The following is a 14,021-nucleotide window of genomic DNA, read 5'->3' on the forward strand; positions in this document are numbered from 1 at the left end:
TTAATTCTTAAGAATGGGCCAATTTGGCCATTCCTAAGAAAACGTTTTTTTATAATCAATAGTGTTGATGGTATCTAGGGTAGGGTGCACCATTTTCCACTACAATATAATCTCTTGGTGGTGTCCAGCGATGAGCATTTCTCCATCTTGAATGATGATGGTGATGGCGGAAATTTTTAAATCGTGGATAATAATCATGAGTATGATAAAAAGCAAAGGATGCAGTGGAAAATAAAGTAGCCGCGCCTAACATCCCACACAGCAATAATTTTTTGAGCATCATTCGTATATTCCCCTCTTTAATTGTTATCTGCTGCCTAGTCTAAATAATGAATGTAACAGGGATATAACAAGATGATCTGAATTTGTAACAAAGTTGTTACAAAGTGATTAACAATCTATAAAATGAATCGGATTTGTGCATTTTATCGCCAGTTCATTTTCGCTTGTTGTTCTAATTCTTTCTGTGCAGCTATTTCAGTTTCCTTCTGAGTAACTACTTCAGTTAAATCAACTACTCCATCAGGAACCTTAGGCGTGCTGCAATGTGCTATAAGTTTTGATAATAAAATAGAGGCACAGGGACTGAAACATCCTGTAACTATTACCGTGGCAGGTATTGTAGCAAGGAACGTCATAGTCGTTGAATAAGGTGTTCCGGTTGCGCGAAGAATATAATAAATACCAAGATGAACTCCAGAACCCAGTGCCATCGAAGCAAGGGTTGAGCATTTTCTATAACAACAATTGTCGTTAAGTTTTGAAGATCGTTCATTAATCGTTTCTTTTCGTTCTTTTACATTTGCTAAATAAATTCGCTCCTCTTGGCTCACGAGCTTTTGTACTGAAGGATTAATATATTGATTTTCCAGTTCAGGAGGCAATTTTTTATTCTTGTAAAAAGTAAAAAAAAGATGAGGATTTGTTTTTTCGAGCTTCTGTGCTGCTAGAGTTATTAGCTTGGGTATTTGCGTTGGCATAATTAGGTCCCTTTGTAAAAATCTAATGAGGTATTAATGAGTAATTATTTATTATTTTGTATCTATTATTAGGATCTGTTTCGATCTACTCACTTGGTCAAACTATCCGGATGTTTGTTTTTTACCCGTGCACGTTGTGCTTCAATACTCAAAAAAACAGGTAATTTTAGCCCAAGCGCGTGAAATGTAAACAGCCCCTAAAAAATATGTGCTTTTGACAAAATGATTTATGCTATACGATTAATGGTTCTTATGGATTCGTTGTATCGCATTACCCACTATATTTTATAAGACATTGCAAGTTCACTCGGCTTCAGTCATATACATTCTCTTGCGCTTCTCTAAAACATAGTGGGTAATGCTATATTGCATCGAGATGATTTTGATTGAGGATAAAAATGTGGGATTTTTTTCACGGTATGAGCTTTTTGGTTCGAGGGGTTCGTAATCTTTCTACTCGAGGCTTGAGACGTTTTGTTCTATTACCTTTAGCAATTAATTTTATAATGTTCGCCGGTTTATTTTATCTGATATATCATTATGTGTTGCCTTATGCTTATCATTATCTTGATAAGTTGCCTTCTTGGCTCAGTTTTCTTAGCAGCATATTTTTTATCATTTTTATCCTGAGTTTTTTCTTAATGTTTTTGTCTCTTTTTACCGTGTTTTTTAATCTAATCGCAGCTCCGTTTAACGGATTATTAGCTGAGAAAACACAAAAAGTGCTTTTTGGAAGTGCAATTCCTTCCTTATCATTTTATCAAGTCGTACTTCGCAGTATAAAGCGTCAAGGTCAGTTTCTTGGCTATTTTCTGCCCCGGTTTTTCATTATAGGTATTTTATTTTTTGTACCCTTTATCCAGCCTATTTATCCTTTCTTATGGTTTATCTTTAATGCCTGGATACTCAGTATCCAATACCAGGATTTTGCGATGGATAATAACCTTATTAGTTTCAAAGAAGCTCGCAGAACACTTTCTCGTAATAAAATGTGTTCACTTGGATTGGGTTTTTCTATAAATCTGACCAGTTTTATACCCATTTTAAATTTCTTGACCATGCCTGCCGCGGTAATAGCAAGTACTATTCTCTACTGTGAACACAATAAGAATTTGCTTCAGCCTATAAAGCATGAGTTAGAGGTATAGCTTGGGTGTAGCGAGTGGAAACCGGGTTTAGTTAGTTGGATTCCCGGGGTTCGCTGCGCTACACCCGGGTTACGGTATCAATAAGCCTGGACTACAATTTTTCCTACTGCTTTTCCTGATTCGAGCAATGCATGGGCTTTATCAATATTCTCGAAATAAAAAAGATGGGGATCGATAAGCGGCTTTAAAGAACCCTCATCCGCTAATGTCGCGATCTCTTTTAGAATTTTGCCATGACGTTCACGTTCAATGTTACGTAATAATGGCAATAACATAAATACTGCATGTAAACTGGCCGATTTACTATGTAAGGGTGAAAGATCATGATTCGAAGCAGCTTGAATGCTGATCACATTTCCATATAAGGCAACCGCAGCTAATGATTTATCGAGATTCTCTCCACCGATTGTATCAAATACGATGTCAAACCCTTTGCCATGAGTTAGTCGATTAACATAATCTTGCACAGATTCAAGCCGATAATTAATTGTCTCTTTGGCTCCGAGCGATTTTGCTATATCTGCTTTATCTGGAGAAGATACCGTTGCATATACTTCAGCGCCAGCCCATTTGGCAAGCTGAATCGCAATATGTCCAACTCCTCCAGTACCGGCATGAATTAATACCTTTTGTCCGGATTTAATTTTAACTTTTTCAAATAATGCTTCCCAGGCGGTGATTACTACCAGAGGTAATGCAGCGGCTTCAACCATACTCAATGTTTTAGGTTTTTTTGCGATTAATCGGGCATCAGCAAGCATAAATTCAGCTAAAGCACCCGCTTCATTGAGGAATCCCCCTGCACATCCATAAACTTCATCACCTACAGCAAACTCAGTAACGTACTCACCAACTTGTTCAACAATACCTGCTACATCACTATGTAAAACGGCAGGAAATGGAGGGGAAATTTGGCTGTATTTCCCAGAGCGAACTTTGCAATCGACAGGATTTACGCTAGTTGCCACAACTCGAATGAGCACATAGCCGGGTTTAATTTGGGGAGTGGGGAGTTCAATCGTTTCAAAGATTGAAGAGTCACCAAAAGATGATATTGCTTGTGCTTTCATAGCGTCCTCCTAACTTGATGCACCAGACGTTTATTAAAAAATTGAAGAGAGCAGAAAAATCTATCTTCCTTAATGCAAAATAACATTCTAAAAAAAACGCAGAACATTTTCCAGCGACCCTTAGCTTTCTATGGGTTTTTTGGGGTATTAACTTTGCAATTGAGCACTTAGAATAGCAGTTGTAAAAGCAAATTGGCATAGTTGATTTTTACTTCACTATAGTGTTCATTAAACATCAAGTCTATGATTAATAAAAAGTTAAAAAAGGATGAGCAATTATGTGGCAGACAAGATTGGCTAAAAAAATAGATTTAAAATTTCCAATTATCCAGGCCCCTATGGCAGGTGGTGCCACTACCCCAGAATTAGTCGCAGCAGTATGCAATGCGGGTGGTTTAGGTTCATTAGGTGCGGGATATATGCCTCCAACGGAAATAAAAAGTGCGATCAAAACAATTCGAAAATTAACGAATAAACCCTTTGCAGTGAACCTTTTTATTCCCGAGAACCATTATGCCTCTGCAGAGCAAATTCGAAAATCGTGTATTGATATCAAACAATCTTGCCATGAGTTAAATATAGAGATTGAGGCCGTTTCAGAACCTTATGCACAATCTTTTGAGGAACAAATAAACGTTTTAATTGAAGAAAAAATCCCTGTTTTTAGTTACGCGTTTGGTTTGTTGGATTCGAAATGGATAGCCGAGTTTAAAAGAAATCACACTATTTTAGTGGGTACAGCAACCACTTTAGCTGAGGGACATGTACTTGCAGAATGTGGAATCGATGCGATTGTTGCTCAAGGAAGTGAAGCGGGCGGGCATAGAGGAACTTTTATAGGTCCAGCGGAGGATGGATTGATCGGTCTATTTAGCTTGATACCTCAACTAGTAGATCAAATCGACCTTCCTATTATTGCTGCTGGTGGAATTATGGATGGCAGAGGAATTACGGCAGCACTGAGTTTAGGTGCTGAAGGCATACAAATGGGAACTGCATTTTTAAGTTGTTTGGAAGCAGGGATTCCTGAGGTGTATAAACACGCTTTACTATCACAAAAGCAGGATAATACCGTACTTACACGAGCGTTCTCTGGTAAATTAGCACGAGGAATACGCAATCAATTTATCGAGCGCATGAATGCAAAAAAAACAAATATTCTTGATTACCCTATTCAAAATACCTTAACGACTGGGATGCGAAAAAAAGCAAAAGAGCAAAACAATCTCGATTTTATGTCCATGTGGGCAGGTCAATCGGCTCAGTTATGCAGAAACACGAGTGCAAAAGAGTTAATGAGTGCATTAGTGCAGGAAACCGAGGCATTAAACTGAAAGAACCTATTTTTTATTATTCTTTTTTATCTTTTGGGCGAGGAACTTGTAAAATGTGGCAGAGCAGCTTCCAATAAGGGGGGAGGGGCCTGCTTGGTCATTTCCTTGCTCATAAAGTCCTTTGCGGCCCTGATGTATTTTGAAGCATATTTCTTCGTCTTCTTGCGCTGCTTCTAAATAAGCTGCCTGCGCTGCTGCGCATAAGTCTGGATTAGATAACCAAATATCTTTTGGATGAAAAAACTCTACAATATTGATGCATGGATAAGATCTCCTTATCGCATTATATTAAATATCCTCAAAGTATCATCAACGCATATAATAATACTATGAGTTTACGTTTAATCGAAAATGAGAAGATGTGCGTGAATTGGTATTTTAAAAGATTCCGAGAGTATTGCTGCACCTGTGATTACTGAGCGGGTTCTACCAATGTCCCCCAATAAGCCTGGGGACGTTGGTTAGAGATATTTGGATTATAGTAACTATTTTTTTATTATTCTACTGCAATTAGGGTAGATAATTCACGTAGTGCAACAAAGAAAATCGTATAATCAATGCTTGAACTGCCAAGTAACATTTCCAGCAATTTTTCCCATCGCTGTTGAATAAAAGGATTTTTTGAGAACCAGTAGGAAATTAGCTCCTCCGAATTTAGTCCTTTTTGATTGTTCATTAAAATGACAATGGTGAGGCGACGTTGCAAGTTGTCCAATTCATCACGCAAAGATAAGCGTGCCAGGCTATTCCAATGTCCTTCTCGAGAATCATTACCAATTTGGTCACGGAACCAGACCAAACTAAATCTGCTGCCTACTTTAAAATAAACTTCAGCAGTTCTTCCCAAGTCAAATTTATTTTGTGTCGCTACTTCCACTACGTTTAATACGGTATACATAGCACGAGTAGCGGCGATTTTTTTTGCGGCTTGTTCGGGCAAACCAATGTCTACAAACTGAATGACAATTTTATCAAGATATTCTTTGGTAACCCCAGCCATTAAACTGGGAATGGATTGTTCAAGTTTGGCTATAGATCGACTGTAATGGGCAATATTATTGGTAATTCCGCCAGCAAGACGTTTATGGTGCAAGAACCATCGAGTTGCCAAATTCATCAATTGTCTGACGTGATGAAGTAACTCATACTGAGTTTGTACTGTTACTTTATAATTAAGCGAATCAATTAATTGATGTAATTCATCTATCCCATATGCTTTGGCAGCGATAATATAAGCACGTGCAATGTCTGCGACTGATTGTCCCGTTTCCATTTGTAAGCGATACATAAAGGTAATACCCATACTATTCACAATCTGATTACTGAGTTGCGTGGAAATTATTTCACGTCGCAAACGATGCCTCTGCATCGATTTGGCATAGGATTTCATCAACATTGCTGGGAAACCAGTTTCCAGTATGGTTGCAAAGTAGGGATCATCAGGTAAATCAGATTTTAATAATTCACTCGTGATATAAATTTTTGTATAGGCCATTATAATCGAGAGCTCTGGACGCGTTAGGCCTTGGCCAGCAGCTTTACGTTCCAAAAGATGTTTATCATCTGGAAGAAATTCGACGGTTCTATCTAAATGGACCATGCTCTCCAATTCCTTAATATAAACCTGATATAAACCGCTGTAAGCGAGTGCGTTTATCGCAGAAAAGCTTAATACCAGCGCTTGGTTGTAATTATCTTGTAAAACCAGTTGAGCAACTTGTTCCGTCATTTTTGTAAGCAGTTGGTTGCGTTTCTTTTCGGTAAGCTTTCCTTGACTCATTTCTTTATTGAGGAGAATTTTAATATTCACCTCGTGGTCTGAGCAATTTACCCCGGCGGAATTATCAATTGAATCGGTATTAATCAGACCACCGGTAAGTGCAAACTCAACTCTTCCAAGTTGAGTAAATCCAAGATTACCGCCTTCGCCCACAATTTTGCAGCGCAGCTCATTACCGTTAATACGTAAGAATTCATTTGTTTTATCCCCTACATCAGCATTGGATTCAGTGGATGCTTTTACATAGGTACCAATACCGCCGTTGAATAGTAGATCGACAGGGGCTTTTAATATTTCCTGAATAAGTTCATTGGGCGTTAAAGAGTCAGCTTGAATATCGAGTGCTTTTTTTACTTCGGGGGTAATGGTAATGGATTTGCTTGAACGTGGATAAATACCCCCACCTTTAGAAATTAATCGAGGATTGAAATCTTCCCAAGATGAGGTGGGCAAATTAAATAGACGCTGACGTTCTTCAAAAGATTTACGACCGTCGGGATTAGGATCAAGAAATATATGGCGATGATCAAAAGCTGCAAGCAAAAGGGAATGATTGGTATAGGTTAAGCCATTACCAAATACGTCTCCACTCATGTCGCCAATTCCAACAACCGTAAAATCTTGTTTCTCAATATTAATATCTATTTCACGAAAATGCCGTTTAATGGACTCCCAGGCTCCACGCGCTGTAATCCCCATTTTTTTATGATCATAGCCCGCAGATCCTCCAGAAGCGAAGGCGTCGCCAAGCCAGAACTTGTATTCTTTTGAAATGCCATTGGCAATATCGGAAAAGGTGGCTGTTCCTTTATCAGCTGCGACAACAAGGTAGGGATCGGCATCATCATAGCAAATGGTATTCAGGGGGGAGACAACAAGGTCATCCTCAAAATTGTCTGTAAGATCCAGCAAACCTCTGATAAATGATTGGTAACACGCAATGACCTCATGTTTTATTTGCTCTCGATCAAGCAGATTGGCAGCTTTCTTTAAAATAAAACCTCCTTTTGCTCCAGAGGGTACAATAACTGAGTTTTTTACTTTTTGAGCTTTCATCAGACCAAGAACTTCAGTACGAAAGTCCTCGGGACGATCGGACCAGCGAATACCACCACGAGCTACTTTTGCGCTGCGCAGATGTATGCCCTCAAAACGTGTGGAATAGACAAATATTTCATACATGGGTTGACCGGGGGGTAAATCAGGAACTTTGGCAGAATTGAGTTTAAATGATAAATAATCTTTGGGGTTTCCATCAGCTCCTAACTGAAAATAATTGGTGCGAAGTGTTGCTTTGATTAAAGACCAGAAAAAACGGATAATATAATCCTCATCTAGACTGGTAATCGCATCAATATCGGCTCGAATTTCTTTCTCCAATTCAATCCGTTTATTTTTAATTTTGGTATTCTGTTTCAAACTAAATTTTAAACAAAATAGTTCAATGAGTTTTTTGGCAATAGGGGAATAGTTGGCGATGGTTTTTTCAATATACTGTTGGCTGAAACGAAATCCAATTTGTTGCATGTATTTGGCATAAGCACGAATGATCATTATTTCACGCCAAGATAATCCCGCACCTAAAACCAATCTGTTGAACCCATCATTTTCACAAAGACCGACATTTATTTTTATCAAGGCTTCAGTAAAATTATTTTTTACTTGATCCAGAGTCAGTAAATTAGGATAGGAATAAGATACATTAAAATCACCAATCCAAATAAATTGATTGGACTCTATGGCGATTTTATAGGGCCTTTCGGTATAAGTTCGTAATCCCATGTTTTCAATCATGGGTAAGATATCTGACAACGGAATAGAACCGCCATATCGATACAGTTTAATATGTAAAGGATGTTCACCGCGTGGTGATTCATAAAAAACAATGGCCAATGGGTTTTCTAGTGATAGTTTATCAATTTGCGAGAGATCTTCTATTGCCTCTTCAATGGTGTGTTGTTCACAATAACTCATTGATAATGCGGGAAGATATTTTTCAGCAAATTCTTTCCCCTTTTTCGTACCTAATTGTTTTCTTAATTTTTTATGCAACTGATCTTTCCATGTGTTTTCCATTTTAAATCTCACACAGTTGAGAGTTATTATTCAATAAGTATAGGACATGAAATGAATTGCATGTAATGGGTAGATTGTTCCAGATAAATGCAAATTTCCATTGTATTTCAACGAGCATAATGACAATACCCTCATTCCCTACAAACGGAATGATGGGTATAAGTATGGTCTCATTTCACTTTTATTGTGACCAACAAGCCTGTGGCGTCCTTGTGGTATTGAGTCCATTAACAGTCAAGGTTAAAGTGGCACACGAAACACCATTTTGTGTGTCATTAGCTTGGGCACCTTGGGCGGTTGCAGTAAGCGTATACCCCGTTGCGGTATTATTAGTGGCTGCCAAAGCATAGTATCCATTTTCTGTGGTAGTTACTCCGTTCCAAACATTTGCTAAAGTACCATAAGTTGTGTTTTGACCACGGTATTTTTCTTGTGCAAGTTGGATGCTGTTTAGAGTATTAATTCCTTCTGTTCGTCTAGAACGCATAACATAATTAAAGTAACTTGGCATACTAATCATTACAAGAATAGCAATGATAGCCAGGGCGATTACTAATTCAATCAATGAAAATCCCTTTTTTTTCTTGAAATTATCCATTTTAAAGGCTCTCCTTAGTTACCCTCTTTAATCTTAGACTAAACTAATAATATAAAACTAATAATATATATTACCCATTTTGAATTGATTGGTTAGTAAATGGAGTTTCTTTATGACCGTTCAAAGGATTGGCACCAATAAAATGATGGGCTTTAGTTTTCTCGAGTTATTGATTACCGTCATAATACTCGTGATCATCACGGGGATAGCTTTTCCTGCATACACCAATTTTATGAATCAAAAACGTGTGAGGACAGGAACGGAAGAGTTGTATAATTTTATAAAAATCGCGCAATCAGAGGCTCTTACTACAAAGAATACTTTTTATCTTAGTTTTAGACCAACAACATGGTGTTATGGGCTTAGTGATACAGCTCCATGTGATTGCACTGTAGTAAATAGTTGTTTGGTTAATGGCATCCAAACCATAGTACGAAGTAGTGATTATTCAGGTAATCCGGTTGCTCTTTCTATAACTGGATTTTCAGGCACAGGTTCTGCCCCTTACATTGTTTTTGACGGATTTCATGGAACAATTACTTCTGCTGGTTCTATCACCGTTAGTTTATCAGATAAATCGGCCACGATTAATGCCAACAGTATGGGGTTGGTTACTGTGTGTTCCAATACTGTTTCAGGATACCAAACATGTCCTTAATATCGAATAAGCAGCACAAGGGTTATACCCTGCTCGAAATACTCATAGGAATTAGCATAGGCTTATTCTTATTGGGAGGCAGTATCGCGATTTATATTTCTTTAATGCGTTCTTTTTACAATGTCATAGCAGTGAATAGACTTGATCAACAATTACGTTCTGCAATGAATATGATGGTTATCGAAATCCGACGAGCGGGATATTCTGCAAACGCCGCTAATGATATAGGAACCGGAACTATTACTAATCCCTTTATTGCCTCTGCTAATGATATTACGGTTCCTATAAGCAGTTGTATCTTATTCACCTATGATACCGACTCAAATGGAGCTATGCCTTCATTAAATTCAACTGGCTATGATAAACGCTTTGGGTTTAGGCTCTCGAATAATGTCTTACAAGCAAGGGCATCAACGGACTCATTCTTTGATTGTACTAACGGCAGTTGGATCAATTTAACAGATCCCAGTCAGATCCAGGTGACTAATTTAGCGTTCACTCTGACCCCTACGGTCCTCACATTAAGTAACGGAGTAAGCACACTTACGATACGAAATGTTACTGTTAGTTTAACGGGGAATTTGATTTCTGACACTTCGGCGAGCCGAACTTTTGTCCAGGAAATACGAGTACGTAACGATAAATTTCAGCCCTGAATTAGGAGGGTCTATTGTCATGAAACATCAACGGGGCTATGTCCTGCTTGCTACATCAGTGATGATTCTGCTGGGAATTGCAATAACGGCACTATTAACCAGTAAAACAGTCGATTTTGATCAAAAAATCGAAAATAACTTTTATCGCACATCCCAATCATTTATGGCTGCTGAAGCCGGTTTAGAATATGGATTAGCTTATCTTGAAGCTAATAAAACAGCCATTCTTGTTGATTCGAACAATGATGGTTTTATAAATACCTACACCAACGCTCAGATAACCAATGTTCCTTTTAGTAATAATACCAATTATACCGTCACTTATAGCAACCCGGTATATACTAATTTCAACCGCATTACAGTATCTTCGAGGGGAACTGCTGATAATAACAGTGCTTCAACTACTATCGTACAAATCATGCAGATTTATCCCTTTGTACCAACGCCTACACCCGTGCCGCTCCTTGTAAAAGATAATGTGAATTTAAGTGGTTCGCTGACTATTAGCAATACGACAACAGGAACAACTATTTGGAGTGGAGGGGATACGATTTTGAGCGGCTCGGCAAGTACAACCTCAAATGCAAGTTCTGGCTCTAATAGTGGTGGTCTGCAAACTGATGTGGTGCACAATGATTCAAGTTTAAGCAGCTTGAGCGCAGATCAATTTTTTAGTAATTTTTTTGGGACTACAAAAACTTTAGCACAACAATCTGCAGATATTACCTATACTAATAGTAGTACTACAAATTACAGTGGACTCTTACATGGAGTTGTGAGTCAATCTATTTGGATTAACCAAACAGGAGCAAGTTCTGCTACTTTCACGGGTAATGCTACGATAGGTTCTCCTACCAATCCGGTTGTCTTAGTGGTTAATGGTCCTCTGCAAGCTAATGGTACTACTACGATTTACGGTATGGTTTATATCATGGGAGATTGGAATAATAGTGGGGGGGGAACATTGGATATAATCGGAGGAGCTGTAGTAGAGGGTTCTATAACATCTACTGGTTCACCGAATATTACTTATAGCGCAACGGTCCTGAATCAATTGAACAAAGTTGGATCTTTTGTCAAAGTTCCAGGATCTTGGCGAGATTTTTAAGGATTTGATAGTTGAGGAGCGAGCGATGAGCACTCATCAATTCAACTCAACCTCTGGCAAACAGAAAGGCTTGGGATTGGTTGAAGCCATGGTTGTGACCTCGTTATTGATTTTTGGAATGGTAGCTGGCAGCAAGACCGAGGTGCATCTCATTAAAGCTAAGGCCAATACCAATCAAGATTATCTATCAACGCAATTGTTTAACCAAAAAATGGAGCAATTACGTAATTACTCCACTATTGCAGGGTATAATGGCATTACAACGGGCTCCGATGTCACCACCGAATTCGATTCAACTTTTTACCGCACCTGGACAATTACCAATAATTCTAAATATAAAAAAGTGGATCATATTGTTACCTGGACCAATTCTAATAATGAAACCTTGTCTCTGGTATCCGCCAGTTATATTAGTCAAAATGATCCGGCGCTCAGTGGTCAATTGTTTAACTCTACTTACACGACTACGAGCTTACCCGCTATAGGTTCAGGAGTTCCTAATGCAAATCCAAACCCGAACCCTCCTTCTGTTCCATCTGGAACTACCTACACGGTTACAGTTCCTAACTCTGATATTGTGCTCACTTATGATTCAAATAATAATGTCACGTTAATTAATAGTGAACACGCAGTAACGCTATCAGGAACGATTGCTCTGGGTACAGGAGGCAATGCGCCTCCTAATTCTGTTGATCTGTCTAATGTCACTATATCCGTTGATTCATCCAATTCTCAGGTTGCCACATGTTTTTACGTTGGAACTTCAGCCGCTTTTAATTGCATTATGGCTTCAAGTTGGAGTGGCCGGGTCTTGTTGGGGGGAGTGAGTAATGTCAACGTATGCACCAGTAATCAGCAACCTTATACTAATCTGCTTACTTCGTTAAATAATCAAGATTATCTGATTATTAAATCTAATAGAAACTGTCCCTCCAGTAATCCCTATTTATTGCAGTCTCTCTAAAATCGATTTAAATCTTTAGGAATGTAGGAAAACCAAGAAATAAATTGATTATTTTCTATAATTAAAAGATTCAAATAAAAACTGTAGTTGATGCGCTGTTTATGATAAAGGACACATAATATGTACACACCAATTAATTTCAATGCAGGACCTGCAACACTACCCGTACAGGTATTGGATATTATTAATAGAGATTTATTCAATTGGAACAATACAGGTGTTTCAATCCTAACGATTGGTCATCGTACTCCCCAATTTTCTGAATTAGGAGAGAGGCTGGAAGCGTCAGTACGACGTTTGCTTCATGTTCCTAATGATTTTGCTGTTCTTTTTTTACCTGGTGGTGCACAAATTCAATTCGCAATGATCGCGATGAATTTAACGCGAGGTTTTCGATGTGTCAATTATGTCGAAACAGGTTATTGGTCAGGTATGGCTATAAAAGAAGCACAAAAATACACTCAAGTACATTTGGCAGCAAGTAGTAAGGAGCAGCAATTTAAGATTATTCCTCCTGAGGAAACATGGGATCTACGACAAGATGCTGCGTTTTTACATTTCACTGATAACGAAACAATTGGTGGGATTGAATTCCCAGATGTGCCGCAAGTGAGTGATCTGGTATTAGTCAGTGATATGAGTTCCAATATTTTTTCAAGGCCGGTAGATTTTAATCGTTTAGGGTGTATTTATGCATGTGCTCAGAAGAATTTTGGTATTGCAGGCATGAGTTTGGTAATTGTCCGTCGTGATTTACTGGAGCGGGCTTTACCTGAAACACCCGCGGTATTTAATTACGCGATGCAGGATAAAAATCATTCACTTTTAGCAACGCCTACCACCTTTGCCTGGTATGTAGCATCACTTATATGTGATTGGGTTGAGCAAGAAGGTGGGGTTGCAGAGATGGAAAAACGAAGTTTGGCCAAAGCCAAATTGCTTTATACATGTATTGATGAAAGTAATTTCTATCATAATTCAGTAGCAGCTCAATATCGTTCACGGATGAATGTTCCTTTTCAACTTCCAAACCCTCATTTGGAGGAAGAGTTTTTCTTAGCAGCAAAAAAAGCAGGACTCTTGTATTTGGAGGGGCATCGCAGCGTTGGGGGTGCCAGGGCCAGTATTTACAATGCCATTAGTTTAAAAGATGTTAAAAGACTGACTGAATTTTTAAACAATTTTGCAAAAACTCGCTGAATAGATTAAATATGTTCTCGAAAAGTCAAATACTTATGTCCCAGATAGGTTGTAAAAGTGGGGAAAATCAGGCCAATTCCGTGTGCTGTTTCCAGAGTAAATGATTCAATGCCTAAATCAGGCAGGATATGATAGGCAAGGAACAAACTAACGAGCCAAACTTGTAGCATGCCGATTAGATTGACGAGGATAAAAAACATAATCGAACGTAAAAAAGTTTGCTGACTGTTCTTAAATACAAATAATCTACCAAGAGTAAAAGATACAATCATTCCGGTAATATATGCTAAGATAATAGATGTTGAAAAACTGAACTCATAGTTATAGAAAATTCTGCTGTAGAAATTAACAATAACTGCAATTGCTCCTGCGACTATGAAAGCAAGGAACTGTTTTGATTTAAAATGACGTAACACAAAACACTCCCTTCAGTTTTATCATGTATTTAA

13 protein-coding genes are annotated in these 14,021 nt (G+C 38.2%); 7 read left to right on the top strand and 6 right to left on the bottom strand.

The window, feature by feature from the left end; translation table 11 throughout:
* Nucleotides 1–55: 55 nt before the first annotated feature.
* The gene (locus ACWTEW_RS04270) at nucleotides 56–283 is read right to left on the bottom strand and encodes a hypothetical protein (protein WP_454780523.1); all 228 of its coding nucleotides are present in this window, start codon (nucleotides 281–283) and stop codon (nucleotides 56–58) included.
* A gap of 142 nt (nucleotides 284–425) precedes the next feature.
* Nucleotides 426–980 carry a hypothetical protein gene (locus ACWTEW_RS04275; protein ID WP_454780524.1) on the bottom strand — a complete coding sequence of 185 codons (555 nt, stop codon included), beginning with the start codon at nucleotides 978–980 and terminating at the stop codon, nucleotides 426–428.
* A 398-nt stretch (nucleotides 981–1,378) separates the two neighbouring features.
* Between ACWTEW_RS04275 and cysZ the strand changes: the two genes are divergently transcribed.
* Nucleotides 1,379–2,128, top strand: coding sequence for a sulfate transporter CysZ (gene cysZ / locus ACWTEW_RS04280; RefSeq protein WP_454780525.1), 750 nt, complete (start codon nucleotides 1,379–1,381; stop codon nucleotides 2,126–2,128).
* Between the two features lie 77 nt (nucleotides 2,129–2,205).
* Here cysZ and ACWTEW_RS04285 read toward each other — a convergent pair whose 3' ends face one another.
* Nucleotides 2,206–3,198, bottom strand: a complete 993-nt coding sequence (locus tag ACWTEW_RS04285) for a zinc-dependent alcohol dehydrogenase family protein (protein WP_454780526.1) — start codon at nucleotides 3,196–3,198, stop codon at nucleotides 2,206–2,208.
* Nucleotides 3,199–3,476: 278 nt separating this feature from the next.
* Here ACWTEW_RS04285 and ACWTEW_RS04290 point away from each other — a divergent pair, with 278 nt between their 5' ends.
* Nucleotides 3,477–4,532 carry an NAD(P)H-dependent flavin oxidoreductase gene (locus tag ACWTEW_RS04290; protein WP_454780527.1) on the top strand — a complete coding sequence of 352 codons (1,056 nt, stop codon included), beginning with the start codon at nucleotides 3,477–3,479 and terminating at the stop codon, nucleotides 4,530–4,532.
* 496 nt (nucleotides 4,533–5,028) lie between these two features.
* Here ACWTEW_RS04290 and ACWTEW_RS04295 read toward each other — a convergent pair whose 3' ends face one another.
* Together ACWTEW_RS04295 and ACWTEW_RS04300 are read right to left on the bottom strand one after the other, a co-directional pair.
* Nucleotides 5,029–8,388 (bottom strand): NAD-glutamate dehydrogenase, encoded by a 3,360-nt coding sequence (locus ACWTEW_RS04295; RefSeq protein WP_454780528.1) that lies wholly within the window; start codon nucleotides 8,386–8,388, stop codon nucleotides 5,029–5,031.
* Between the two features lie 181 nt (nucleotides 8,389–8,569).
* On the bottom strand, nucleotides 8,570–8,986 hold the full coding sequence (locus tag ACWTEW_RS04300) for a type IV pilin protein (protein WP_454780529.1): 417 nt from the start codon (nucleotides 8,984–8,986) through the stop codon (nucleotides 8,570–8,572).
* Between the two features lie 112 nt (nucleotides 8,987–9,098).
* Here ACWTEW_RS04300 and ACWTEW_RS04305 point away from each other — a divergent pair, with 112 nt between their 5' ends.
* The 5 genes from ACWTEW_RS04305 (at nucleotide 9,099) to serC (ending at nucleotide 13,572) form a co-directional block, all read left to right on the top strand.
* Nucleotides 9,099–9,644: a GspH/FimT family pseudopilin gene (locus tag ACWTEW_RS04305; RefSeq protein ID WP_454780530.1), complete on the top strand. Its 546-nt coding sequence runs from the start codon at nucleotides 9,099–9,101 to the stop codon at nucleotides 9,642–9,644.
* On the top strand, nucleotides 9,635–10,300 hold the full coding sequence (locus tag ACWTEW_RS04310) for a prepilin-type N-terminal cleavage/methylation domain-containing protein (RefSeq protein WP_454780531.1): 666 nt from the start codon (nucleotides 9,635–9,637) through the stop codon (nucleotides 10,298–10,300). Before ACWTEW_RS04305 ends, ACWTEW_RS04310 begins: the two co-directional genes overlap by 10 nt.
* Nucleotides 10,301–10,319: 19 nt before the next feature.
* Nucleotides 10,320–11,408, top strand: coding sequence for a pilus assembly PilX family protein (locus tag ACWTEW_RS04315; RefSeq protein WP_454780532.1), 1,089 nt, complete (start codon nucleotides 10,320–10,322; stop codon nucleotides 11,406–11,408).
* Between the two features lie 25 nt (nucleotides 11,409–11,433).
* Entirely contained in the window at nucleotides 11,434–12,372 is a 939-nt protein-coding gene (locus ACWTEW_RS04320; RefSeq protein ID WP_454780533.1) for a type IV pilus modification PilV family protein, read from the top strand.
* A 120-nt stretch (nucleotides 12,373–12,492) separates the two neighbouring features.
* On the top strand, nucleotides 12,493–13,572 hold the full coding sequence (serC, locus tag ACWTEW_RS04325) for a 3-phosphoserine/phosphohydroxythreonine transaminase (protein WP_454780534.1): 1,080 nt from the start codon (nucleotides 12,493–12,495) through the stop codon (nucleotides 13,570–13,572).
* Between the two features lie 5 nt (nucleotides 13,573–13,577).
* Here the strand turns inward: serC and ACWTEW_RS04330 are convergent, their stop codons facing one another.
* Entirely contained in the window at nucleotides 13,578–13,988 is a 411-nt protein-coding gene (locus ACWTEW_RS04330) for a GtrA family protein (RefSeq protein ID WP_454780535.1), read from the bottom strand.
* Between the last annotated feature and the right edge of the window lie 33 nt (nucleotides 13,989–14,021).

It is taken from the genome of Legionella stuttgartensis (assembly GCF_977063405.2).